We start from the raw sequence: 25,458 nt of genomic DNA on the forward strand, positions 1-25,458 counted from the left end.
GAGTGGCGATTCGGGTTAGAACCCGAATCGCCACTCACGACCCGCGCGAGCTTCAGACGCGGCTGAGCGCGATCACCGGGAACGGCCGTGTGGTCTTCGACTGATGCTCCGCGAGCCGCGGGAACGCCTTCGCCTGCTTCGCGAACAAGCGGTCCCGGGCGGCTCCGGTGACTTCGATCGCCTGGGCGGTGAAGGCCTCTCCGTCCGCCTCGACGTCGACGGACGGCTTCGCGACCAGGTTGCGGTACCAGTCCGGATGCCGGGGCGCGCCCCCGTTGGCGGCGAAGACGACGTAGCGGTCGTCGTCGGCCAGGAACAGCATCGGCGTCACGTGCCGTCGCCCGGTGCGGGCACCGGTGGTGGTGAGCAGCAAGGTCGGGAGACCGTCGCCGTGGCGGCCGTTCGCGCGGAACTCCGCGATCACGCGCTCGTTCATGGCCTGTAGGTCGATCATCAACTCTCCGGGCGTTCGGTTGATCTTGGCGGCTGGCCAGTCTGCACATCCACGCCCAGGTCGGCAAGCATTTTCCGATCAGCGCTGCGCACGGCGCCGAAACTGTCGGTGCCTCCGCCGATACTCGTTCCGTGTCCCCCGTCAGCCGCGGCCGCAAGCCGGCCGAACGACCGAAGCACCAGCGCCCCCGCCGGACGCGTCCGCCCTTGGACGTGTCCAGGGTGGAGCGCTGGCCGAAGCTGCTCCACGGGCCGGTCGAGCTCTCGGGCTGTGTCGTCCAAGGCCAGGTGGATCGGGACCTCGCCGTCCTGGCCGCCACGCTGACCGCGGGCAAACGCTCGGTGGGTGTCGAGGTGGTGGTCGACGGTCGCGAGGTCGACGTGATCGAGCTCCATCCCGAACCCGAGGACGCCCTCGCGGTGCATCGCGGCGGCTTCGAGGTGATCGAGGCGCCGCTGAGCCCCGAGGAGTTCCGAAGCCAGGTCGAGGCGGCGTTGATCGTCAGGGCGGATTGCGCCGCCTGGATTCGGGAGAGGATCCCCGACCTCTTGAAGTTGGGGAGAGATCCGAGGCCCGATCTGCCGGAGCGTGCGGCCCAGCTGCGCCGGTGGCTCGGTCTTCCCGACTACGATCCGCTGCCGCGCATACCGTCGGCCGATCCGCTGCCGCTCGTCCTGCCACCGCCCGCGCCGGTCACCGGGCTCTGGCTGGCGGTCGCCCTGGCCGAGCCGGACGACGCGATCTGGCGACGCCTCGAAGTCCGCTCCGACGTCACCCTCGCCGGGCTGCACCGCATCCTCGCGGCCGCGTTCGACCGTGACGAACGGGAGTATCACCGGTTCGAGACCGCGTACGGAGGCTTCAGCGTCGACGCGCAGAGCTGTGAAGGCGACCGCTTCAACGACGAAGTGACACTCGGCCAGGTCGTCAGCTCGCCAGGCCACCGGTTCGTCTACGAGGCGGAGAGCTGGCGGCACTGGATCCGCGTCGAGCGGCGGGTCTCCCTCCCCGGAGCCCCGAGCTGCCTCGACGGTGAACGCGCCGCGCCTCCGCCGGAATGCGAAGACGAGCGGAGCTACGAGATGTTGCTGGAGGCACTGCGCGATCCGGACGACGAAGAGAACGAGGGCCTGATCGAGGAACTCGGCGGCCTGGGGTTCGATCCGGAGTGGTTCGACAGGGAGGTGGTCGACGAGCGGCTCGTCCGGCTGAGCTGATCCGGCGCCCCGTTCGGGGGTAACCGAGGTCATCGCGAACCGCGCCGCGTCGGTGCTTGGCGGCGGCCGGACGGAGGGGGAGACTGACCCTCGCCGGGGTGCCATCCCGCCCGGGCGCCGTCGAGCCCCGGCGCATAAGGTGGGAGGACCGGCCCGCGTCAAGCAGCCAGGGATCCGTCTGCCTAGGGGAGGTTTTCGCTGGTGTCGAACGATTCCTTCGTCCACCTGCATGTGCACACCGAGTACTCGATGCTCGACGGTGCGGCGAAGATCGCCCCCTTGTTCAAGGAGGCGGCGCGCCTGGGCATGCCCGCGGTCGGGATGACCGACCACGGCAACATGTACGGCGCGGACGAGTTCTACCAGCAGGCGGTCAAACACGAGCTCAAGCCGATCATCGGCATCGAGGCCTACGTCGCGCCGGAGAGCCGGTTCCACAAGAAGCCGGTCTTCTGGGGCCAGTCGAACCAGCGCGGCGCCGACGAGTTCGGTGAGGGCGGTGACGTCTCCGGTGGTGGTGCCTACACCCACATGACGATGCTCGCCGAGAACTCCACCGGTTTGCGCAACCTGTTCAAGCTCTCCTCGCTCGCCAGCATGCAGGGCTACTACCGCAAGCCCCGGATGGACCGCGAACTGATCGCGGAGAACCACCACGGCATCATCGCGACCACCGGCTGCCCCTCGGGCGAGGTGCAGACGCGTCTGCGGCTGGGGCAGCGCACCGAGGCGATCCAGGCCGCTTCGGACTACAAGGACATCTTCGGCGCCGACAACTTCTTCCTCGAGCTGATGGACCACGGGCTGCCGATCGAGCGCTCGGTCCGTGAAGGCCTGCTCGAGATCGGCAAGCTGCTCGACCTCAAGCCGCTGGCCACCAACGACTCGCACTACGTCACCAAGGACCAGGCCGACACCCACTCCGCGCTGCTGTGCGTGCAGGCGGGCAAGACGCTGAACGACCCGAACCGGTTCAAGTTCGACGGCGACGGCTACTACCTGAAGTCGGCCGCCGACATGCGGGAGTACTGGGACAAGGAGGTCCCAGGCGCCGCCGACTCGACGCTGCTGATCGCCGAGCGCGTCGAGTCCTACAAGGACGTGTACACGCACAAGGACCGGCTGCCCTTCTTCGAGGTCCCCGAGGGCTACGACCAGGGCACCTGGCTGCGGGAAGAGGTCGCGCGCGGTCTCAAGTGGCGCTATCCGGACGGCGTGCCGGACCCGTACTACAACGAGCGCATCGAGATCGAACTCGACGTCATCATCGGGAAGGGCTTCCCCGCCTACTTCCTCATCGTCGCCGACCTCATCAACTACGCCCGTAAGGTCGGCATCCGCGTCGGCCCCGGCCGAGGTTCCGCCGCCGGCTCGCTGGTCGCGTACGTCCTCGGTATCACCAACCTGGACCCGATCCCGCAGAAGCTGCTGTTCGAGCGGTTCCTGAACCCCGAGCGCGTCTCGATGCCCGATATCGACATCGACTTCGACGACCGCCGTCGCGGCGAGATGATCCGTTACGCCACCGAGAAGTACGGCGTCGACAAGGTCGCGCAGGTCATCACCTTCGGCACCATTAAGACCAAGGCGGCCATCAAGGACTCCGCCCGCGTCCACTTCGGCCAGCCGGGGTACGCGATCGCGGACCGGATCTCGAAGGCCCTCCCGCCGCCGATCATGGCGAAGGACATCCCGCTCTCGGGCATCGTCGACTCGAAGCACGAGCGCTACGGCGAAGCGGCCGAGGTCCGCGCGCTCGTCGAGACAGACGAAGAGTGCAAGACGATCTTCGAGACCGCGCGCGGTCTCGAAGGCCTGATCCGCAACGCCGGCGTCCACGCCTGCGCGGTCATCATGTCCTGCGACCCGCTGACCGACGCCATCCCGCTGTGGCAGCGCGACGACGGTTCGATCATCACCGGCTGGGACTACCCGTCGTGCGAGGCCATCGGCCTGCTGAAGATGGACTTCCTCGGCCTGCGGAACCTCACCGTCATCGGCGACGCGATCGACAACATCAAGACCAACCGCGGGATCGACATCGACCTCGACACCCTCGGCGTCGACGACAAGGCGACCTACGAACTGCTCTCCCGCGGTGACACGCTCGGCGTGTTCCAGCTGGACGGCGGCCCGATGCGTGACCTGCTGCGCCGCATGCAGCCGACCCAGTTCGACGACATCGTGGCGGTGGGCGCGCTGTACCGCCCCGGCCCGATGGGCATGAACGCGCACAACGACTACGCCGACCGCAAGAACGGGCGGCAGAAGGTCAAGCCGATCCACCCCGAGCTCGACGAGCCCCTGAAGGAGATCCTGGCCGACACCTACGGCCTGATCGTCTATCAGGAGCAGATCATGCACATCGGCCAGAAGGTGGCCGGGTACTCGATGGGCCGCGCGGACGTGCTCCGCCGCGCGATGGGCAAGAAGAAGCAGGAAGTCCTCGAAAAGGAGTTCGAGGGCTTCGAGGCCGGGATGAAGTCGAGCGACCTCCTTCCCGGCGGTTTCTCGTCCGAGGCGATCAAGGCGCTCTGGGACACGATCCTCCCGTTCGCCGGCTACGCGTTCAACAAGAGCCACGCGGCCGCGTACGGCCTGATCTCCTACTGGACCGCGTACCTCAAGGCGAACTTCACACCGGAGTACATGGCCGCGCTGCTCACCTCGGTCGGTGACAACAAGGACAAGTCCGCGGTCTACCTCTCGGAATGCCGCCGCCTCGGGATCAAGGTGCTCCCGCCGGACGTCAACGAGTCGGCGCTGAGGTTCGCGGCCGTCGGGGAGGACATCCGCTTCGGCATGGGTGCCGTCCGCAACGTCGGCGCGAACGTCGTCGAGTCGATCATCAAGACCCGCGAGGAGAAGGGGAAGTACTCCTCCTTCACCGATTTCCTCGACAAGTCCGAGCTGGTGGCCTGCAACAAGCGGGTCATCGAATCGCTGATCAAGGCGGGCGGGTTCGACTCGCTCGGCAACACGCGGCTCTCGATGATCCAGGTGCACGAGGACGCGGTCGAGGCCGTGGTCCCGCTCAAGCGCCAGGAGGCGATGGGCCAGTTCGACCTCTTCGGTTTCGGCGGGGAAGACGACGCCGAAGCCTCGGTGTCCTCTTCGCCGCTCGCACATCTGAAGTTCGGCGAAGAGGAGTACCCGCGCAAGCAGCTCCTGGCCTACGAACGGGAGATGCTCGGCCTCTACGTCTCGGCGCATCCGCTGGACGGCGCCGAACGCATCCTGCGCAAACACGCGCCGCGGCCGATCGCCGCGATCCTCGCCGACCCGCCGAAGGAAGGCGAGCTGGTCGTCTCCGGGCTGATCACCTCGCTGGAACGCCGGGTCAACAAAAAGGGTGAGCCCTGGGCGATCTGCACCATCGAGGACATGGACGCCTCACTCGAGGTGCTGTACTTCCCGAAGTCCTACGCGATGTTCTCCGCCGACCTCATCGAGGACAACGCGGTGCTGGTCAAGGGCCGGGTGAACTGGCGCGAGGACAAGATGTCCATCTTCGGCGGCGGGCTCGTGCCGCTCGATCTGTCCGAGGTCGGCAACGGCGACGACGATCTGCCGCTGGTGCTGCTGGCCGCGGCGGAGAAGATCGACCAGTCGGTGGTCAGCGAACTGAAGCAGACCCTGCTGGCGCACAAGGGTGAGACCCCGGTGCACCTCAAGCTGGTCGGCAAGAACCAGACGGTCTTCGCGCTCTACGACTATCCGGTCAAGGTGACGTCGATGCTGATCGGTGAGCTCAAGGGCATCCCCGGGATCGCCGCCAGCACCTGATGAACACCTCCGAACCCGACCCCCGGCGCTGGAAGGCGCTCGCCGTCACCCTCGCCGCCGGGTTCATGGGGCTGCTCGACGTCAGCATCGTCAACACGGCGCTGCCCTCGATCCAGAAGGACCTCGGCGCGTCGAGCGGCGGGATTCAATGGGTGGTTTCGGGCTACGCGCTGGCTTTCGGGCTCGTGCTGGTGACCGGCGGCAGGCTCGGCGACGCGCTCGGCCGCCGTCGCATGTTCCTGTTCGCGCTCGCCGGGTTCGTGTTGACCAGTGCGTTCGCCGGCGCGGCGCCGGACGAGACGACGCTGATCATCGCGCGGCTCCTGCAGGGATTCGCCTCGGGCATGATGACGCCGCAGAACAGCGGGATGATCCAGGATCTGTTCCGCGGCGCGGAACGAGGCCGCGCGTTCGGCATGTTCGGCGCCACCGTCGGGATCTCGACCGCCGTCGGGCCGGTGCTCGGCGGCGTGATCCTCGCCGTCTTCGGGGATCCGGAAGGCTGGCGCTGGGTCTTCTACGTGAACGTGCCCATCGGGATCCTGGCGTTCGCGCTGGCCCTGAGATGGCTGCCGAAAGCGGAGACCCCGGCGAGAAGCCTGCGAGGTGAGATCGACTTCGTCGGCATCATGCTGCTGGGTGTCGCCGTTCTCGGTGTCCTGCTCCCGTTGATCGAATCCGAACAGGGCGGGCTCAGCAGCCTGTGGTGGCTGTTCCTCGTCGCGGTGGTCTTCGGTTTCGCCTTCGTGCGCTGGGAACGCTCGATGGTGCGGCGCGGCCGTCCACCGCTGCTGGACACCCGGCTGTTCACCGGAACCCCGGGCTACGCGACGGGTGCGGCCGTCGGCGCGCTGTACTTCAGCGGGTTCACCGGGATGTGGCTGGTCTTCGCCATCTTCTTCCAGCAGGGCCTCGGTTACACGCCCCTGCAATCCGGGCTCGCCGTCACCTCCTTCGCGCTCGGCTCGGCCGTGTCGGCGGCGATCGCGGGACGGCTGGTGCCGAAGTGGGGCCGCAAACTCACCGTCACCGGGCTGGTGATGGTGATCGCCGGGATGGTCACGGTCGCCGTTCTCGCCGGTCAGGACCTCGGCGCTGCGGCGGGCTGGTGGTTCGCCCTGCCGCTGCTCGTGGCCGGAGTCGGTGGCGGCATGGTCATCTCGCCCAACACCACGTTGACGCTGGAATGCGTCCCGACGTCGATGGCCGGTGTGGCCGGGGGAGCGCTGCAGACCGGGCAACGGATCGGCACCGCGATCGGCACGGTCGTGCTGGCCTCGGTCTTCCACGCGGTACTCGGTGCGAACGGCGGCTATCCGTGGGCGCTGACCGCCGCGATGCTGTGCGCCGCCGTGTTGACGAGCTCGGCACTCCTACTCGCCGTGATCGAACTCCGCGCACGCCGGAAGCGTCGCGTGCTCACTGAGCGGGAGGAAGCCGAGCGGGCCGCCGCCGACAGTCAACGCGGCTGAGTCTTCCGGGCGGCCGATGACTACGTTCGGCAAGACCGGATGCTCCATCCGAGTGACTGAGGTCGTCATCCCCTGGTGCTACTCAGAGCAACCGGGTACACCTAACGGAGCCTTCACCGCTGTGCGTTGGCTACCGACAGTGGTATTTCTGTCGATCGATCGGGGATGGATCGATCGGCGGAAGCGATCGTGGTGAGTCCGGAGTTCTCAGGAATGGACACCCGCGGTCACGAGCCGGTGGACTGTCGTCGGCGTCCGCGGGGGACCGTTCGGCGGCGGCCGGCTCAACACCACTGGCGAGCCGAGTACCGGTGAGGCATTCGCGCGGGTGGGTTCGCGCGGGGTCGCCTGGGGAGGTGCACCCGGCCCGGACCCACCCGCCGCGCGTTTCTCCGAGTGTGTGAACCGCCTTCGGCTGCGAAGATCTCCGCAGATCGACATGGCGAGGAGCACTGATGGCGGAGAGTTCTGAACGGCGGAGTCGGCTGCGGGTCTGGTACAGGCCGATGACGATGCGCGATTCCGGCGAAGGCCACCGGGTCGCGACCCCGTTGGAGCTGTTGTTCGACCTGTGTTTCGTGGTCGCCGTCGCGCAGGCCGCCGCCGGCCTGCACCACGCGATCGCCGAGAACCACATCGGGCACGGGGTGCTCAGCTTCGGGATGGTGTTCTTCGCGATCTGGTGGGGCTGGCTGAACTTCAGCTGGTTCGCGTCGTCGTTCGACACCGACGACGTCCCGTACCGGCTGGTGACGCTGGTGCAGATCGCGGGCGGGCTGACCGTCGCCGCCGGTGTCTCGTCGGCGTTCGGAGGCGACTTCGCGATAGTGGTCGCCGGCTACGTCCTGATGCGGCTCGCGATGGTCGTGCAGTGGCTGCGCGCCGCGCGGACCGATCCGGAATGCCGCCCCGCCGCACTGCGGTACGCCATCGGCATCACGATCGTCCAGATCCTGTGGGTCGTCCGCCTCGGTCTCCCGAAGTCGCTGGCGCTGCCGTCGTTCTTCCTGCTCCTGGTCGCGGAACTCGCGGTCCCGGTGATCGCCGAACGCAAGCGCTGGACGGGCTGGCACCCGCACCACATCGCCGAGCGCTACGGCCTGTTCACGATCATCGTGCTGGGTGAATCCATCCTCGGCGCGACCACCGCGGTCAAGGAGGGGCTGGACGAGGGCAAGCACACCGGCAGCCTGATCTCTCTGGCCGCCGCGGGTCTCGTGCTGGTGTTCTCCTTGTGGTGGCTGTACTTCGACCAGCCGGGTCACGTCCGGCTGGAGAAGGCGAAGAGCCTGTTCACCGTGGCGAGCTGGGGCTACGGGCATTATCTGATCTTCGCCTCGGCGGCCGCGCTCGGCGCCGGCCTCGAAGTCGCGGTCGACTACGACACCCACACCGGGCACGTCGCGTCCCTGCCCGCCGCCATGGCGACGACCGTGCCCGTCGCGATCTATCTGCTCAGCGTCTGGCTGATGCACATCGGGCCCACCAACGAATGCCGCCCGATCGCGATCGGCTTCCCGGTGACCGCGGTGCTCGTGCTCGCCGCGTCGTTCACGTCGGCGCCCATCCACATCACCGCGGGGCTCGCCGCCGCCCTCGTCGTGCTGACGGTGGTCGCCACTCACGGCGAGCCGGTTCCGGGAGAGGGTCCGATCGACGCAGGTCAGAGCCCCGGCGCGAAAAAAGGGACCCCCCTGTAAACGCCGGTTTCGGGCCGTGTAATGTTCTCTTCGTCGCCAGGGAAACCGAGCGGCCGCCGGGAACACGAACCAAGCTCCCACCGGATGGTGGTAGAGTGGGTGGTCCCGAACCGGAGAGGTAACTCTACCCCCGCTGAAACGGCAGTTTCGAGCAGGTGCTAGGGTGTGCTCCGGACAAAAGCCAAGAAATGACTGCTTCGGATAAGGCCGCGTGACTGTGGTGCGATCTGGGGTGTGTTGCTTGAGAACTCAACAGTGTGCTAGTGAACTAAGCCAGTAGAGCTTATGTATTTGAACCTCGTTTTGAGGTTCCTTTGAGAGCATTAAATTGCCTCGATCAAATTTGACATTGTTGGAGAGTTTGATCCTGGCTCAGGACGAACGCTGGCGGCGTGCTTAACACATGCAAGTCGAACGATGAACCGGTTTCGGCCGGGGATTAGTGGCGAACGGGTGAGTAACACGTGGGCAATCTGCCCTGTACTTTGGGATAAGCCTGGGAAACTGGGTCTAATACCGGATATGACTGCTGATCGCATGGTTGGTGGTGGAAAGCTCCGGCGGTACAGGATGAGCCCGCGGCCTATCAGCTTGTTGGTGGGGTAATGGCCTACCAAGGCGACGACGGGTAGCCGGCCTGAGAGGGTGACCGGCCACACTGGGACTGAGACACGGCCCAGACTCCTACGGGAGGCAGCAGTGGGGAATATTGCACAATGGGCGCAAGCCTGATGCAGCGACGCCGCGTGAGGGATGACGGCCTTCGGGTTGTAAACCTCTTTCGCCAGGGACGAAGCGCAAGTGACGGTACCTGGATAAGAAGCACCGGCTAACTACGTGCCAGCAGCCGCGGTAATACGTAGGGTGCGAGCGTTGTCCGGAATTATTGGGCGTAAAGAGCTCGTAGGCGGTTTGTCGCGTCGTTCGTGAAAACTCCACGCTTAACGTGGAGCGTGCGGGCGATACGGGCAGACTTGAGTTCGGTAGGGGAGACTGGAATTCCTGGTGTAGCGGTGAAATGCGCAGATATCAGGAGGAACACCGGTGGCGAAGGCGGGTCTCTGGGCCGATACTGACGCTGAGGAGCGAAAGCGTGGGGAGCGAACAGGATTAGATACCCTGGTAGTCCACGCTGTAAACGTTGGGCGCTAGGTGTGGGCGACATCCACGTTGTCCGTGCCGTAGCTAACGCATTAAGCGCCCCGCCTGGGGAGTACGGCCGCAAGGCTAAAACTCAAAGGAATTGACGGGGGCCCGCACAAGCGGCGGAGCATGTGGATTAATTCGATGCAACGCGAAGAACCTTACCTGGGCTTGACATGCGCCAGACATCCCTAGAGATAGGGCTTCCCTTGTGGTTGGTGTACAGGTGGTGCATGGCTGTCGTCAGCTCGTGTCGTGAGATGTTGGGTTAAGTCCCGCAACGAGCGCAACCCTTATCCTACGTTGCCAGCGCGTTATGGCGGGGACTCGTGGGAGACTGCCGGGGTCAACTCGGAGGAAGGTGGGGATGACGTCAAGTCATCATGCCCCTTATGTCCAGGGCTTCACACATGCTACAATGGCTGGTACAGAGGGCTGCGATACCGCGAGGTGGAGCGAATCCCTTAAAGCCGGTCTCAGTTCGGATCGCAGTCTGCAACTCGACTGCGTGAAGTCGGAGTCGCTAGTAATCGCAGATCAGCAACGCTGCGGTGAATACGTTCCCGGGCCTTGTACACACCGCCCGTCACGTCATGAAAGTCGGTAACACCCGAAGCCCATGGCCCAACTCTTCGGAGAGGGAGTGGTCGAAGGTGGGACTGGCGATTGGGACGAAGTCGTAACAAGGTAGCCGTACCGGAAGGTGCGGCTGGATCACCTCCTTTCTAAGGAGCAACACATCCACAGTCCTCGGGATACCCGAGATCAGCGCTGTGGAGTGGCCAGGGTTTCACCACCGAATGTGTGGTGGCGCTGGTTGCTCAAGGAATTGTGGAACTACTGGTTAGGGTTCGAGATTGGGTTGCCGGCGGGGGCGAGTACTGCTCCGCAAGGAGCGTGGAAAGTGTTACGCCGGATTCAGTCGAGAATTGTTCACTATGCACGCTGTTGGGTCCTGAGGCAACACGCCGAGGGGCTTACACGAGCTCCAGGGTTGTTTGTTTCTGGTGTGGTGTTTGAGAACTGTAGAGTGGATGCGAGCATCTTTGTGGTCAAGTTGTTAAGGGCACATGGTGGATGTCTTGGCTTCAGGAGCCGATGAAGGACGTGGGAGGCTGCGATATGCCTCGGGGAGCTGTCAACCGAGCTGTGATCCGAGGATTTCCGAATGGGGAAACCCAGCACCAGTTATGTGGTGTTACCCGCATCTGAATATATAGGGTGTGTGGAGGGAACGCGGGGAAGTGAAACATCTCAGTACCCGTAGGAAGAGAAAACAACCGTGATTCCGTGAGTAGTGGCGAGCGAAAGCGGAAGAGGCTAAACCATGCACATGTCAAGCTGTCAGGCGTTGTGTGTGTGGTGTTGTGGGACCCGCCTTGGAAGATCTGACAGTCTTCCGGGTTTACGCGTGTGTTAGTGGAACGCCTTGGGATGGGCGACCGGAGTGGGTGAGAGTCCCGTACGCGAAAACACATGTTTGTGGACCTTGGTGGTGTTCCCGAGTAGCAGCGAGCTCGTGGAATTTGCTGTGAATCTGCCGGGACCACCCGGTAAGCCTAAATACTTCCTGAAGACCGATAGCGGACTAGTACCGTGAGGGAAAGATGAAAAGTACCCCGGGAGGGGAGTGAAAGAGTACCTGAAACCGTGTGCCTACAAGCCGTCAGAGCCCGAGCACATCCTTGTGATGTTGAGGTGATGGCGTGCCTTTTGAAGAATGAGCCTGCGAGTTAGTGCTGCGTGGCGAGGTTAACCCGTGTGGGGTAGCCGTAGCGAAAGCGAGTCTGAATAGGGCGATTGAGTCGCGTGGTCTAGACCCGAAGCGGAGTGATCTACCCATGGCCAGGCTGAAGCGTCGGTAAGACGACGTGGAGGGCCGAACCCACTTAGGTTGAAAACTGAGGGGATGAGCTGTGGGTAGGGGTGAAAGGCCAATCAAACTCCGTGATAGCTGGTTCTCCCCGAAATGCATTTAGGTGCAGCGTCACATGTTTCTCCACGGGGGTAGAGCTACTGGATGGTCTAGGGGCCTTACCGGGTTACCGAAATCAACCAAACTCCGAATACCGTGGTGTGAGAGTGTGGCAGTGAGACGGCGGGGGATAAGCTTCGTCGTCGAGAGGGAAACAGCCCAGAACACCAGCTAAGGCCCCTAAGTGTGTGCTCAGTGGGAAAGGATGTGGGATTGCCCAGACAACCAGGAGGTTGGCTTAGAAGCAGCCACCCTTGAAAGAGTGCGTAATAGCTCACTGGTCAAGTGGTCCTGCGCCGACAATGTAGCGGGGCTTAAGCACACCGCCGAAGCTGTGTCATTGACACATATAGATCGGCGTTCTCCTTGCGGGGACGTCTAGTCGTGTTGATGGGTAGGGGAGCGTCCTGCATCCAGGGAAGCGGCGGCGGAAGCCAGTCGTGGAGGGTGTGGGAGTGAGAATGCAGGCATGAGTAGCGAATGCAGAGTGAGAAACTCTGCCGCCGGATGACCAAGGGTTCCTGGGCCAGGCTAATCCGCCCAGGGTAAGTCGGGACCTAAGGCGAGGCCGACAGGCGTAGTCGATGGATAACGGGTTGATATTCCCGTACCCGAGCACGTGCGCCCAGGATGAGGCGGTTGATACTAACCACCCGAAGCGCCATCCAAGACCCTTCGGGGTGGAGGGTGGTTGTGGAGCGTGGGATCTGATTCCGTAGTAGTCGAGTGATGGGGTGACGCAGGAAGGTAGCTCCGCCAGTGAGTGGTAGTACTGGTGTAAGCGTGTAGACCGAGTGGTAGGCAAATCCGCCGCTCATCAAGGTTGAGACGTGATGCGTAGCCGATTGAGGCGAAGTAGAGTGATCCTATGCTGCCGAGAAAAGCCTCTAGCGAGTGCGTGCACGGCCCGTACCCCAAACCAACACAGGTGGTCAGGTAGAGAATACTAAGGCGATCGGGTGAACTGTGGTTAAGGAACTCGGCAAAATGCCCCCGTAACTTCGGGAGAAGGGGGGCCAAACACTCTGAAGTCCCTTGCGGACTAGGGGTGGGTGGCCGCAGAGACCAGCGGAAAGCGACTGTTTACTAAAAACACAGGTCCATGCGAAGTCGCAAGACGATGTATATGGACTGACGCCTGCCCGGTGCTGGAACGTTAAGAGGACCGGTTAACCCTTCGGGGTGAAGCTGAGAATTTAAGCGCCAGTAAACGGCGGTGGTAACTATAACCATCCTAAGGTAGCGAAATTCCTTGTCGGGTAAGTTCCGACCTGCACGAATGGCGTAACGACTTTCCGGCTGTCTCAACCACAGGCCCGGCGAAATTGCACTACGAGTAAAGATGCTCGTTACGCGCGGCAGGACGGAAAGACCCCGGGACCTTTACTATAGTTTGGTATTGGTTTTCGGTTCGGCTTGTGTAGGATAGGTGGGAGACTGTGAAGCCGGCACGCTAGTGTTGGTGGAGTCGTTGTTGAAATACCACTCTGGTCGGATTGGGAATCTGAACCTCGGACCATGATCTGGTTCAGGGACAGTGCCTGATGGGTAGTTTAACTGGGGCGGTTGCCTCCTAAAGAGTAACGGAGGCGCCCAAAGGTTCCCTCAGCCTGGTTGGCAATCAGGTGTTGAGTGCAAGTGCACAAGGGAGCTTGACTGTGAGACAGACATGTCGAGCAGGGACGAAAGTCGGGACTAGTGATCCGGCACCACCTGGTGGAAGGGGTGTCGCTCAACGGATAAAAGGTACCCCGGGGATAACAGGCTGATCTTGCCCAAGAGTCCATATCGACGGCATGGTTTGGCACCTCGATGTCGGCTCGTCGCATCCTGGGGCCGGAGTAGGTCCCAAGGGTTGGGCTGTTCGCCCATTAAAGCGGCACGCGAGCTGGGTTTAGAACGTCGTGAGACAGTTCGGTCCCTATCCGCCGCGCGCGTAGGATACTTGAGGAAGGCTGTCCCTAGTACGAGAGGACCGGGACGGACGAACCTCTGGTATGCCAGTTGTCACGCCAGTGGCATGGCTGGTTGGCCACGTTCGGAAGGGATAACCGCTGAAGGCATCTAAGCGGGAAGCCTGTTCCAAGATGAGGTATCCCACCCCTTTGTGGGTTAAGGCCCCCAACAGACCATTGGGTTGATAGGCCAGAAATGGAAGCACAGTAATGTGTTGTCGAGTTGACTGGTACTAATAGGCCGAGGACTTGCCCACAAAGATGTTACGCATCCACTCTACAGCTCTGAAACACCACACCGATCTGGAAACAGACTGTGTGTGTTGTTTCGTAGTGTTTCGGTGGTTATAGCGTCAGGGAAACGCCCGGTCCCATTCCGAACCCGGAAGCTAAGCCTGACAGCGCCGATGGTACTGCAACCGAAGGGTTGTGGGAGAGTAGGACACCGCCGGACTAACATTAAAGATAAAAGGGCCCAGGTCGGTCGAGAACCCAGAGTTCTCCCGACCTGGGCCCTTTTTTTCATGCCTAAACCCCGCCACACGCGTGACTTAACCCGTATCTCACGTGATCAGAGACGTATCTCGCGTGATTGAACCCGTCACTCACGTGATCAGAGACGTAACTCGCGTGATCAGAGACGTAACTCGCGTGATCACACGGACGACACCCGTGTCTACCGGGACGACAAGCGTGATTGGCTGGCCGATACGGCACCCGGCCACCTGATCACGCGTGGCGTCCCTCTGATCACGCGTGTCGTCCAACCAAACACACGCGCCGGCCGCCTGATCACGCGAGTTACGAGCCTGATCACGCGAATGACGGGCCTGGGCACGCGAGATACGGGCTCAAGCACGCGAATGACGGGCTCAAACACGTGAGTTACGGGTTCACTTCACGCGAGATACGGGTTCGATCACGTGAGTGGCCGGGCTGGGCACGCGAATGACGGGGACGATCAGGTGAGTGGCGGGGCTGGGCACGTGAGTGGCGGGTGGAGTCACGGCGGTGGCGGGATCAGGGCGGGGAGGGTGTCGCTGAGGGGGCCGCGGACGACGGCTGTGGCCATGGAGTCGTAGGGCGTTTCGGAGCCGTTGCAGATCACCACCGCGGACCCCGAGCGGGAAGCGACGCTCACCAGGGACGCGGCAGGCTGCACGCGTAGCGAGGACCCGGCCACCAGCATGAGGTCGCTGTCGGAGACGGCGGCGCGGGCGGCTCGGAGCAGGTTCTGGTCCAGGTGCTGACCGAAGGACACAGTGGCCGACTTGAGGATCCCGCCGCACACCAGGCAGGGCGGATCGGTCTCGCCTGCTCGGACACGTTCCAGGGTCGAGCGCATGTCCCGGTGGTCGTCACAGGACAGGCAGACGGACTCGAACATCGTCCCGTGGAGTTCCAGCACCCGCTCCGGTGGCGAGCCCGCCTTCTGATGGAGCCGGTCGATGTTCTGGGTGATGATCCGCGTCGGCGACAGGCGCTCGAGCGCGTAGTGCGCGGCATTCGGTGTCGCGTCCCAGCCGGGGTGCACCAGCCGCGCCTGCCAGGTCCGTTCGCGGACCTCACGGCTGCCTTGGTACGCCTTGAGGTTCGACATCTTCTCCGCGGCCGGATCACGGGTCCACAGGCCCTGCGGGCCGCGGAAGTCGGGGATCCCCGAATCCGTGGAGATCCCGGCGCCGGTCAGTGCGACGACCCGGCCGGCGCCGGCCACGAGGGAGCGGGCGGTGCTCAGGGTGCTGGTCACCGGCCCATCATGCCTCTACTTGAGCGCGCTGCCCGCCTGCCAGTCGGTCCACGACTTCGACCAGTCGCCGTAGAGGTCCCACACCGGCAGCTGCGGGCCACCGGAGTTGGTCACCTCGACGACGTCGCCGAGCCCCATGTTCTGGTAGAACCACTGGGCGTTGGCGGCGTTGAGGTTGATGCAGCCGTGCGACACGTTGGAGCTGCCCTGCGCGCCGACACTGTTCGGGTTCTCGTGGACGAACTCGCCGTCGTTGGAGATGCGCAGCGACCACTTCTCGTTCGCCTTGTAGTACCCCGGCTGGCCCTGGCAGACGCCGTAGGTGCACGAGTCCATCACGTAATTCTCGTGTTTGTCCGAAATGACGTGGGCGCCCAAATGCGTGGGTGTGGCGTCCTTGCCCATGGAAATCGGCATCGATTTCGCCAGCTGGCCATTGTGGAAGATCTGCATCTGTTCGGTGTTGCCGTCGGCCTTCGCGACCCACGAATCGTGCACTTTGTACGTTTCGGTGCGGTCGGTCGCGCCGTACACGCCATTGCCGAAATCGACGCCGTAGATCATCGCCGACACTTTGAGCGTCGTCCCCGGCTGCCAGTACACCTTGGGGCGGTAGTGGACGTTCTTGTCGTCGATCCAGTACCAGGAGCCCTCCTGCTTCGGCGTGGACTCCACGGACAGCTTCTTCTCGACCTCGGCCTTGTTCTTCACCGGCTGGCCGAAGGCGAACACGATCGGCTGCCCGACGCCGACGCCGGCGGACGCAACCGCCGCTGGGGCCGGGATGAGGTTCGGGTTCGCCTGCTGCTTCGGACTCAGCGTGGAGACCCTGCTCTGCTGCTCGACGGGCTTCCCGTCGGTGCCCTGGGCATGCGCCACGATCTTGTACGTGCTGCCGTAGCCGAGCGGCTCGGTGGTCCTCCAGCTGAGCCCGTCGCTCGCCAGCTCGCCCTTCACCTGGTTGCCCTTGTCGGCGTTGCTGACGGTGACGTCGATCAGTTTGCCGTGCTCGGCCTTGACCACCACCGGTGTCGCCGGATTGACGTTCGTCCCGCCTGCCGGATCGATGGTCACCGAAACCGGGCTCGTGTCCGGTTCGGCGCTGGTGCCGGGTGAATCGGTGCCGCCCGAGGGCGAACAGGCCGAAATCAGCACCACCGCGGCGAGTATTCCGGCCGTCGAAAGTAATGTCTTCTTGGGAAACATGTGAGTCTCTTTTTACGTCGCTATCAGCGGAAAGTTCTCTTTCAAAACTACGCGACGAAGAAGACGTGATCGATGCCGGATGGTTGCCTGTCAATCCACGACGAGACCGGGGGCACCGTAAAGACCGGGGCCATCGACACGCAATTCGCCCAAATAGGTCTTCGCGGCGTCATAGGCTTCGGCGGTCAGCGTGGTGGTGTGGCGGAAGTCCAGCGGGCTGACCCGCACCGGCTTCGGCCCGGGCACGTACACCACGGGCACTTCGGCCGCGGCGATCGGCGCCTCCAGGACGGCCTGGTTCCGCATGCTGATCATCGCGGTGAACATCAGCACCTCGGCGAAGGTCTGCGGGGCGCCGGGCATCTTGCCGGGGAAGGCGCAGTCGAGGACGACAAGCGATTTCGCGCCCATGGCGAGCGCCTGGCGCATCGGCACGTTGGCGACCAGACCGCCGTCGTAGAGCATCCGCTCACCGAACGGCACCGGCGGATAGATCCCCGGGATCGCACAGCTGGCCAGCAGGGGCGCCAGAACGGGTCCCGAGCGGATGAGCAGGGGCTCGGCGGTGTCGACGTCCGTCGCGACGACACCCAGCGGCAGCGCGAGATCCTCGAATCGGGCGCCCTCGCCGATGTGCTCGTCGACGATCGCGGCGAGACCGGTGTTGGGGAACAGGTTGGTCTTGCTGTGCCGCAACGTGCGCACCTGGCTGAACACGCCGCCGGGGAACGCCTCGTGCCGGGTCATCCGGGACCAGATCCGGTCCAGCCGGTCGCCCGATTCACCCCCGAGGGCGAGCACGGCGGCGTTCAGCGAACCCACCGAGGTGCCGACGACGAGGTCCGGGGTGATCCCGGCTTCGGTCAGGGCACGCAGCATCCCGACCTGCATGGCCCCGAGACTGCCGCCGCCACCGAGTACGAAACCGATCGGCTGGGGCAGGTTCAGGGCGGCCATACCCGGGAATTTAGTCGTCCGCGCCGATCTTCGCCGGAGTGGCTTCCTCGACCGCGACAGCGAGCGCCCGCTTCTTCTTGTAGCGCAGCAGGAAGTACACGGCGACGCCGACGAGCACGCCGACGATCACCAGCCCGCCGGTGTTGAGCGCGCCTTCGACCTTCTTGGCGGCTTCACCGAGCGCGGCGCCGATCCCGATGTGGATGGCCGACCAGCAGGCCGCGCCCGCCGCGGCGGCGGGCAGGAACTTGCGGAAGGGCAGGCCCGACGTGCCCGACGCCGCCGGCGTCAGCGTGCGGATCACCGGGAGGAACCGTGCGAAGAACACCGCCCACGCGCCTCGCCGTTCGAGCACGCCTGTCGCCTTGTCCCAGGCGTCGAGGCCGTACTTGCGGATCAGCTTCGTCTCGCGCAGACGGGGGCCGAAGCGTTTGCCGATCGCGTAGCCGAGAGAGTCGCCGAGTGCGGCGCAGACCGTCACGACGGCCCACAGGGTCAGGAAACGCGGGACCGACGTCGCCGTCGTGGCCGCGACCAGCAGCCCCGATTCACCGGGAGCGATGAAGCCGAGCCCGATGGTGCATTCGGCGAACACCAGCCCGCCGGTCGCCGCGACCAGTCCCGGTTCCGGGAGACCCTGCAGCCAGTTCAGAAGATCAGTTACCAACGCCACCAGGTCACTTTACTGATTCGTGACCTGGTGGGTGGCGATGTCGCGAGGAGGGTGACCGGAGTCACCTCGCCAGCAGCGAACTGGCTTCCTGCGCGGCGGGACCTTCGGCGGCCAAGTGGGCCAAGTTCTCCGACAGCGGCTCGCCGCGGTGGGCCTTCGTCTGGGCGAACAGCCGTCCGGCGCGGTACGAGGAACGTACGAGCGGCCCGGCCATGACTCCGGCGAAGCCCATGGCCTCGGCGGCGTTCGAGTGCTCGACGAATTCCTCGGGCTTGACCCAGCGGTCCACGGGGTGGTGCCTGGGTGAGGGCCGCAGGTACTGGGTGATCGTGAGGATCTCGCAGCCGGCGTCGACCAGGTCCTTCATCGCGGGCGCGACCTCGTCCGGGGTCTCGCCCATGCCCAGGATCAGGTTCGACTTCGTCACCAGACCGGCCTCACGAGCCTTCGTGATGACCTCCAGCGACCGCGCGTACCGGAAGCCGGGGCGGATGCGCTTGAAGATCCGCGGCACCGTCTCGACGTTGTGCGCCAGCACCTCAGGCCGCGAACCGAACACCTCGGCCAGCTGGTCGGGGTCGGCGTTGAAGTCGGGGATCAGCAGCTCGACACCGGTACCCGGGTTCAGCGCGTGGATCTGGCGCACGGTTTCGGCGTACAGCCACGCGCCACCGTCTTCGAGATCGTCACGCGCGACGCCGGTGACCGTCGAGTAGCGCAAGCCCATGGCCTGCACCGACTCCGCCACCTTCCGCGGCTCGGTGCGGTCCAGCTCGGCGGGCTTGCCCGTGTCGATCTGACAGAAGTCGCAACGCCGCGTGCACTGGTCCCCACCGATCAGGAACGTCGCCTCACGGTCTTCCCAGCACTCGTAGATGTTGGGACACCCGGCTTCTTCGCAGACGGTGTGGAGGCCTTCGCGGCGCACCAGGCCTTTGAGTTCGGTGAACTCCGGACCCATCCTCGCGCGCGTCTTGATCCACGACGGCTTCTTTTCGATGGGAGTCTGGGAATTCCGGACCTCGAGCCGCAACAACTTGCGGCCATCTGGGGCAGCACTCACACCGCCACCCTACGCCCGCCGGAGCAGTGGTCGCCGCTCACGCGGGGTCGGGGGTGACGCCCGTCAACTTGGTGGTGACGTCCCACAACGCGGCGCCGAGCGACTCGCTCTTCGCGGCGGCCAACGGCCGCACCTTGACCGGCGCGCCACGAAGCCCGCCGAGCCCGCGCGGGCCGATGTAGTCGCCGCCTTCGACCTCGGGGGAAGTCGCCGCGAACAGTTGCGGGAGCGTGCCCTGGCGGGCGTTCTGCGCGATGAAGATCTCGCCGATCCGGTTGCCGCCGGCGACGAGCGCGCGCACCACGGGATTGCGATAGGAACGGGCCATGCCCGAACCGAGCCCGGTCCAGGTGTAGCCGGGGTGCGCCGCCACGCTGACGACGTCGTCGCCCGCAGCGCGCAGCCTGCGGTCCAGTTCGAGCGCGAACACCTGATTGGCGAGTTTCGACTGGCCGTAGGCCGAGCCGGGGTTGTACATCCGGCGCTCGAAGTTCGGGTCCGCGATGTCGATGCGCGCGCCTGTCGCCGCGACACTCGACAGGGTGACGACGCGCGCCCCGGAGCCCTTGCGCAGGGAGGGCATCAGCAGCCAGGTCAGCACCGCGTGCCCGAGATGGTTCGTGCCGAACTGGGTCTCGAAACCGTCCTTGGTGTGGCCGCGCGGGGTCGCCATCACGCCCGCGTTGTTGACCAGGACGTCGAGCTTGCCGTCGGTGAGTTCCTGGACCTTCTTCGCGGCTTCGCGGACCGAGTCCAGGTCGGCGAGATCCAGCCGGACGAGGTCGGGGGCTTCACCGGTCGCGACGGCGCGGACCTGTTCGAGCGCCTTGGCGCCGCGCTCCGGCGAACGGCAGCCGAGCAGCACGCGGGCCCCCTTGCCCGCGAGCACCTCGGACATGCGCAGCCCGAGCCCCGAGTTCGCCCCGGTGACGAACACGGTCCGGCCGGTCTGATCCGGGATGTCGGCCTCGGTCCAGCGCGCGTGAGCAGCCATGTCGGTACCTAACTACATCGTCGGCGGGGCCGCTACGCCGGATCAGGCGCTCGGCGCGAGCAAACGGAGCAAGTGACCCATGGGGCTGCGGCGGCGGGCGGGCTTCGCGTGCCGTCCATGCCGGAGCAGGGCGGCGAACGCGCTGCCGACCTTGGTGATCTCGTCGGCGGGCTCGTCGCCGTCGGCCAGCCCCGCCGTCAGCGCGAGCATGCGCAGTTCGGCCTCGTGGCCCGGGATCAGCGCGGGGCACCGGTCGAGAGCCGCGTCGAGAACGGCGCGGAGGGTCTCGTGTTCGGCGGTGGCGCTGTTCCAGGCGCGGGTGACGGCTTCGACCCGGTCGAGCGCGAGGTCCTGGTCGGCGTAGTCCGGATCGGTCATCTCGGCGCGGAGACGACCGGCGAGCACCTGGTTCCACTTGTACCGAAGCGCGACCAGAAGCTCTTCCTCGGTCGCGAAGTACTTGGTGGCGCCAGGGATTTCTTCGAGTGAGATCGCGTCGGACGGGTGGTGACCCGCCTGGCGCAGTGCGGCTTCGAGGATGTCGCGCCGCTGGTAGAAGTCGTTCCAGCTCATGATGTGGGCTCCCCTCCGTGACCCGGTTCATACCGCAGGTTTGCGGCATACTCCCGGTACGGACCTGACAGCAGCCAACATACCATGGGTATGGAGTGGGACCGGCGGCGTAAAGTTGTGAAGGTGGCGACATTGAGGTCAAGGCGGCTGGACTATTCCGAGTCCACCCGGTCGGCGCTCGTCGAGAGTGCCGTGGAGCTGTTCACCAAACGCGGGTACGCCGGCACGTCTCTCGACGAGATCGCCAAACGGGCCAGGGTGACGAAGGGCGCGCTGTACCACCATTTCAGTGGAAAGCAGGCGCTGTTCGAGGCCGCCTTCGACACGGTCGAGAGCCAGGTCTTCGACCGGCTCGAAAAGATCATGAACGGCCCCGATTCGCCATGGGAGCGGGCGCTCGCCGGGCTGCGCGGTTTCCTGCAGAGCTGCCTCGACCCGGCGTACCAGCGCATCGCGATCCACGAGGCGCCGGTGGTGATGGGCTGGGAGCGCTGGCGCGAGGCGGAGGAGCGGTGCAGCTTCGGCCTGGTCCGCACCGGGATCCAGTCGCTCATCGAGGTCGGCGAGGTCGACGACGTCCCGGTGGACGTCACCGCGCGGCTGCTGTTCGGCGCGTTGTCCAGCGCCGCCATCGAGATCGCTTCGTCTCCGGAGCCGAAGAAGGTCAGCGCCCAGGTCGAAGAGGTCCTGGTGCGGCTGCTCGTCGGATTCCGCCGTGTCCCGCCCGCCGAGCACGGGAAAGCGAGCTGACCCCACCGTAGCTAGGGTGGCTTTCGTGGACCTCAGGATCTTTACCGAGCCCCAGCAGGGGGCCAGTTACGAAGACCTGCTCCGGGTGGCGAAGGCCACCGAGGACGCGGGTTACGACGCCTTCTTCCGCAGCGACCACTACCTGAAGATGGGTTCGGCGACCGGGCTGCCGGGGCCGACCGACGCGTGGATCACCCTCGCGGGTCTCGCCCGTGAGACCCGCCGCGTGCGGCTGGGCACCCTCGTCACCGCCGCCACCTTCCGGCATCCGTCGGTGCTCGCGATCTCGGTCGCGCAGGTGGACCAGATGTCGGGTGGCCGCGTCGAACTCGGCCTCGGTTCCGGCTGGTACGACGACGAGCACACCGCGTACGGCCTCGACCTGCCGCCGATCAAGGAGCGGTTCGACCGCTACGCCGAGCAGCTCGCCGTCGTCACCGGGCTGTGGGAGACGCCGGAGGGGGAGACGTTCACCTTCGACGGCGAGCACTACAAGCTCGTCGACTCGCCGGGCCTGCCGAAGCCGGCGCAGCGGCCCCGGCCGCCGGTGATCATCGGTGGTGGCGGCAAGAAGCGCACCCCGGCGCTCGCCGCCCGCTACGCGGACGAGTTCAACCTGCCGTTCGTGGGGCCGGACGTCGCCGCGGCGCAGTTCGGCCGCGTCGACGACGCCGCCCGCGAAATCGGCCGCGACCCCAAGGAGATCATCCGCTCGGCCGCGCTCGTCGTGGCCGTGGGCCGTGACGACGCCGAGGTCGCGAAGCGCGCTTCGGTGCTCGGGCGCGAGGTGTCCGAGCTGCGGGAGAACGGGCTCGCGGGGACGCCGTCGGAGGTCGTCGAGAAGGTCGGGCTGTGGCGGGAGAAGACCGGGATCACCCGGCTCTACCTGCAGCTGCTGGACCTCTCGGATCTGGACCAGATCGAGCTGATCGCCTCCGAGGTCGCTCCTCAGCTGGACTGACGCTTAGCGCGTGAAGGCCCCCTTCCCTCGGCTCAGCCGAGGGAAGGGGGCCTTCACGCGCTTCTCAGTTCTGCAGGGCGAAGGTGACGCCGGGGGCGGCCGGGGCTTCGGGGCGCGGCAGCCAGCGCTCGTCACTCACGGGCAGGTCGCCTTCCAGCGCCGCGAGGACGGCGTCGCGCGCCATCGGCAGCACCGACGCCACGGTGACCTCGCGGTCGAGCTCGTAGGAAAGCGACGTCACGCCCGCGTCCCGGATGCCGCACGGGACGATCTTGTCGAAGGCGCCCAGGTCGGCGTTGCAGTTCAGCTCGAAACCGTGCATGGTCACGCCGCGCTGGACGCGGATGCCGATCGCGGCGATCTTGCGCTCCGGGCCGCGGTCGTCGGCGGGGATCCAGACGCCGCTGCGGCCCTCGACCCGGCCGGTGTGCACGCCGAGCTGGTCGCAGACGGTGATCAGGGCCTCTTCGAGCCGCCGCACGTAGTGCACGACGTCGATCGGGTCGGCGAGTTTGACGATCGGGTACCCGACCAGCTGGCCCGGCCCGTGCCAGGTGATCTTGCCACCGCGGTCGACGTCGATCACCGGGGTGCCGTCGGTCGGGCGGTCCTCGGCTTCGGTGCGCTTGCCCGCGGTGTACACCGACGGGTGCTCCAGCAGCAGCATGGTGTCCGGGCCGTCACCGTCGGCACGCGCCGTCACGTGCTCTCGCTGGAGTTCCCAGGCTTCGGTGTAGTCGATCGTCCCGATCTCGCGGACGTCGACGGGCTCGGCGGAGGCGCGGCATGACGTGGTCGAAGAGCTCACGTCAGCGACACTACGCCGGGTCTTTCGGCAGGGGGAGCAGGCCCAGCCCGGCCGCCGCGATCAGGCCGACGCCGCCCACCGCGAGCACGGAGCCCGCCGTGTCGGTCAGCCAGTGGACGCCCAGCACGATGCGGCAGAGGGCACCCGCCACCGTCGCCGCGGCGGCGATCGTGATCGCCAGGCGCTTGAGGTGCGGACGGGTCCACGCGCACAGCAGTACCGCGACGAACCCGGTGCACGCGACGGCGACCACATGCCCGCTCGGATAACTCAGATCGGGGAATTCACGCGGCCGCTCCCGGTAGAAGGCCGGTTTCGCGATCAGGCTGGTCATGCGGCACAGCAGCAGGACGACGGCGAGTTTGACGCACAGCACGGTCAGGTCCCGGCGGCGCCAGGCGAGCACCGCCAGCACCGCGCCCAACGCGAACGGCAGGACCGGGCCGAGGACGTTCGTGACCAGGCCCGCCACCTGACCGGCGGGTCTGGTGTGCTGGCCGCGGAACGCGTCGGCGAGCGCGACGTCCACCGGCGGCGGCCGCTCGTCGACGGACAGCCCGAGGACGACGAAACCGAGCAGCAGGACGAACCCGGCGAGGGTGTACAGACCGCGCCGCACGGTCATGTCGCGGCGGCCAGCGCGTCCTCGAGGGTCGGATGACGGAACGCGTATCCCGCCTCCTCCAGCACACGCGGCATGGCGCGCTGCCCGAACAACGCCATCTCCTCGGCCGCCTGCCCGAGCGCGATCTTCATGGCGAAACCGGGCACCTTCCAGATCGCCGGCCGGTGCACGGCGCGGCCCAGCGCCTTCGTGAAGGCGGCGTTCGTGGCGGGCTGCGGGCCGGAAAGGTTGACCGTGCCGGACAGCGATTCGTTCTCCAGCGCGAAAACGATCGCGCCGACCTCGTCGTCGAGCGAGATCCACGGCATGTATTGCTTGCCGTCACCGAGTTTCCCGCCGAGTCCCAAGCGGAACAGCGGGCGCAGGACGTCCAGTAGCCCGCCTTCGCGCGCGAGCACCAGCCCGGTGCGGATGCGCACGACCCGGGCGCCGGCGGTGGCCGCGGTCTCGGTGGCGCCTTCCCACGCGGTGCAGAGCTCGGCGAGGAAACCGCTGCCTACCGGACTCGTTTCGTCTACAAGGGACGGACCGGCGTCGCCGTAGTAGCCGACGGCGGAGGCGTTGACCAGCACGGGGATCCCGTGTTCGGCGACGGCTTCCGCGAGGACCTCCGTCGGTTCGACCCGGCTGTCGAGAAGGACCTGTTTGCGGGCCGCGCTCCAGCGTCCGGGCAGCAGCGGCGCTCCCGCGAGGTTCACGACGGCGTCGACCCCGTCGAGCGCGCCGTCCGCGATCACGCCGGCCGGGGGATCCCAGCGGCGTTCGTCGGCCGCCCGCTCCTCCCGGCGGACGAGCCGGACCACTTCGTGCCCGGAACGGCGTAACCGTGTCGTGAGGGAGGTGCCGATCAGTCCGCTCGCGCCCGCGATCAGAACTCGCATGATCCGATCGTGTCCTATCCGCGATCCGGCCGCACGCTCAGGTTCTTCAGTTGCCCGGCGACGTCGGACGCGGCGGTGAGCAGCACCAGCACCGGGATCGTCGCGGCGGGCCGGAGCCGGTAACTGCCGCGTTTGTCCTGCTCGACGATCCCGGCGCCGGTCAGCGCCTTGAGGTGGTGGTACAGCTGCCCCGGCGACCCGAGTTCGGCGGCCTCCTGAAGGGCGGGCGCGGTCTGCGCGCCCTTCTCGGCCAGCGTCCGCACGAGTGCCACGCGCGCGGTGCTGGACAGGGCCGCGAGCACTTCGACCCGCGGCCCGTCCTCGAACGCCAGCATCGGGCCGGGCGTGACGTTGATCGCCCAGCTCAGTTCGACGGGCTCGGTGAGTTCGCCGTGGTAGCCGACCAGGCCGCCGGGACCCGCCGCCGGTTCGGTCTGCCGGCTGTGTCCTCCTTCGAGCGCGGCGACCCGTGCTTCGAGGGCTGCGATCCGCTCGGCGAACTCGGCGTTCATACC

Annotated in this window: 18 protein-coding genes and 3 rRNA genes; 9 read left to right on the forward strand and 12 right to left on the reverse strand. The window is 65.8% G+C overall.

Annotated elements, in window-relative coordinates:
- Positions 1-52 precede the first annotated feature (52 nt).
- Positions 53-454: a nitroreductase/quinone reductase family protein gene (locus NQK81_RS37825; RefSeq protein WP_257485300.1), complete on the reverse strand. Its 402-nt coding sequence runs from the start codon at positions 452-454 to the stop codon at positions 53-55.
- A 131-nt stretch (positions 455-585) separates the two neighbouring features.
- On the opposite strand from NQK81_RS37825, the gene NQK81_RS37830 reads away from it, so the two are divergent.
- The 7 genes from NQK81_RS37830 to rrf all read left to right on the forward strand — a co-directional run bounded on the left by NQK81_RS37830 (position 586) and on the right by rrf (position 14,156).
- Positions 586-1,671 carry a plasmid pRiA4b ORF-3 family protein gene (locus tag NQK81_RS37830; protein WP_257485301.1) on the forward strand — a complete coding sequence of 362 codons (1,086 nt, stop codon included), beginning with the start codon at positions 586-588 and terminating at the stop codon, positions 1,669-1,671.
- A gap of 201 nt (positions 1,672-1,872) precedes the next feature.
- Positions 1,873-5,457 (forward strand): DNA polymerase III subunit alpha, encoded by a 3,585-nt coding sequence (dnaE, locus tag NQK81_RS37835; protein WP_257485302.1) that lies wholly within the window; start codon positions 1,873-1,875, stop codon positions 5,455-5,457.
- On the forward strand, positions 5,457-6,929 hold the full coding sequence (locus NQK81_RS37840; RefSeq protein WP_257485303.1) for an MFS transporter: 1,473 nt from the start codon (positions 5,457-5,459) through the stop codon (positions 6,927-6,929). The genes dnaE and NQK81_RS37840 overlap by 1 nt, the downstream gene beginning before the upstream one ends.
- 455 nt (positions 6,930-7,384) lie before the next feature.
- Positions 7,385-8,629: a low temperature requirement protein A gene (locus NQK81_RS37845; protein WP_257485304.1), complete on the forward strand. Its 1,245-nt coding sequence runs from the start codon at positions 7,385-7,387 to the stop codon at positions 8,627-8,629.
- A gap of 349 nt (positions 8,630-8,978) precedes the next feature.
- Positions 8,979-10,497, forward strand: a 16S ribosomal RNA gene (locus NQK81_RS37850).
- A gap of 325 nt (positions 10,498-10,822) precedes the next feature.
- Positions 10,823-13,959: ribosomal RNA gene (locus NQK81_RS37855) — 23S ribosomal RNA — on the forward strand.
- Positions 13,960-14,039: 80 nt separating this feature from the next.
- A 5S ribosomal RNA gene (gene rrf / locus NQK81_RS37860) occupies positions 14,040-14,156 on the forward strand.
- The 16S, 23S and 5S rRNA genes sit together here, the layout of an rRNA operon.
- Positions 14,157-14,705: 549 nt before the next feature.
- Here the strand turns inward: rrf and NQK81_RS37865 are convergent.
- The 7 genes from NQK81_RS37865 to NQK81_RS37895 all read right to left on the reverse strand — a co-directional run bounded on the left by NQK81_RS37865 (position 14,706) and on the right by NQK81_RS37895 (position 20,918).
- The gene (locus NQK81_RS37865; protein ID WP_257485305.1) at positions 14,706-15,452 is read right to left on the reverse strand and encodes an SIR2 family NAD-dependent protein deacylase; all 747 of its coding nucleotides are present in this window, start codon (positions 15,450-15,452) and stop codon (positions 14,706-14,708) included.
- Between the two features lie 15 nt (positions 15,453-15,467).
- Positions 15,468-16,658, reverse strand: coding sequence for a L,D-transpeptidase (locus tag NQK81_RS37870; RefSeq protein ID WP_126737781.1), 1,191 nt, complete (start codon positions 16,656-16,658; stop codon positions 15,468-15,470).
- Between the two features lie 90 nt (positions 16,659-16,748).
- Positions 16,749-17,615, reverse strand: a complete 867-nt coding sequence (locus tag NQK81_RS37875; protein WP_126737780.1) for a patatin-like phospholipase family protein — start codon at positions 17,613-17,615, stop codon at positions 16,749-16,751.
- Between the two features lie 10 nt (positions 17,616-17,625).
- The gene (locus tag NQK81_RS37880; RefSeq protein WP_126737779.1) at positions 17,626-18,288 is read right to left on the reverse strand and encodes a DedA family protein; all 663 of its coding nucleotides are present in this window, start codon (positions 18,286-18,288) and stop codon (positions 17,626-17,628) included.
- Between the two features lie 61 nt (positions 18,289-18,349).
- Positions 18,350-19,351, reverse strand: coding sequence for a lipoyl synthase (gene lipA, locus NQK81_RS37885; protein ID WP_257485306.1), 1,002 nt, complete (start codon positions 19,349-19,351; stop codon positions 18,350-18,352).
- 37 nt (positions 19,352-19,388) lie between these two features.
- A complete protein-coding gene (locus NQK81_RS37890; RefSeq protein WP_257485307.1) occupies positions 19,389-20,345 on the reverse strand; it encodes an oxidoreductase in 957 nt (318 codons plus the stop codon).
- 42 nt (positions 20,346-20,387) lie between these two features.
- Entirely contained in the window at positions 20,388-20,918 is a 531-nt protein-coding gene (locus NQK81_RS37895; RefSeq protein WP_257485308.1) for a TetR/AcrR family transcriptional regulator, read from the reverse strand.
- A 132-nt stretch (positions 20,919-21,050) separates the two neighbouring features.
- On the opposite strand from NQK81_RS37895, the gene NQK81_RS37900 reads away from it, so the two are divergent.
- Positions 21,051-21,668, forward strand: coding sequence for a TetR/AcrR family transcriptional regulator (locus NQK81_RS37900; protein ID WP_093938700.1), 618 nt, complete (start codon positions 21,051-21,053; stop codon positions 21,666-21,668).
- A 25-nt stretch (positions 21,669-21,693) separates the two neighbouring features.
- Positions 21,694-22,629, forward strand: a complete 936-nt coding sequence (locus NQK81_RS37905; RefSeq protein ID WP_257485309.1) for an LLM class F420-dependent oxidoreductase — start codon at positions 21,694-21,696, stop codon at positions 22,627-22,629.
- Positions 22,630-22,693: 64 nt separating this feature from the next.
- Here the strand turns inward: NQK81_RS37905 and lipB are convergent, their stop codons facing one another.
- The 4 genes from lipB to NQK81_RS37925 are packed head-to-tail and all read right to left on the reverse strand — an operon-like array spanning position 22,694 to position 25,455.
- On the reverse strand, positions 22,694-23,437 hold the full coding sequence (gene lipB, locus NQK81_RS37910) for a lipoyl(octanoyl) transferase LipB (protein ID WP_126737774.1): 744 nt from the start codon (positions 23,435-23,437) through the stop codon (positions 22,694-22,696).
- Positions 23,438-23,447: 10 nt separating this feature from the next.
- Positions 23,448-24,062, reverse strand: coding sequence for a phosphatase PAP2 family protein (locus NQK81_RS37915; RefSeq protein ID WP_257485310.1), 615 nt, complete (start codon positions 24,060-24,062; stop codon positions 23,448-23,450).
- The gene (locus NQK81_RS37920; protein WP_257485311.1) at positions 24,059-24,943 is read right to left on the reverse strand and encodes a TIGR01777 family oxidoreductase; all 885 of its coding nucleotides are present in this window, start codon (positions 24,941-24,943) and stop codon (positions 24,059-24,061) included. Before NQK81_RS37920 ends, NQK81_RS37915 begins: the two co-directional genes overlap by 4 nt.
- Positions 24,944-24,957: 14 nt before the next feature.
- Positions 24,958-25,455 carry an ArsR/SmtB family transcription factor gene (locus tag NQK81_RS37925; protein ID WP_257485312.1) on the reverse strand — a complete coding sequence of 166 codons (498 nt, stop codon included), beginning with the start codon at positions 25,453-25,455 and terminating at the stop codon, positions 24,958-24,960.
- Between the last annotated feature and the right edge of the window lie 3 nt (positions 25,456-25,458).

Origin of the sequence: Amycolatopsis roodepoortensis (assembly GCF_024628825.1) — a bacterium.
Taxonomy (GTDB): Bacteria; Actinomycetota; Actinomycetes; order Mycobacteriales; family Pseudonocardiaceae; genus Amycolatopsis; species Amycolatopsis roodepoortensis.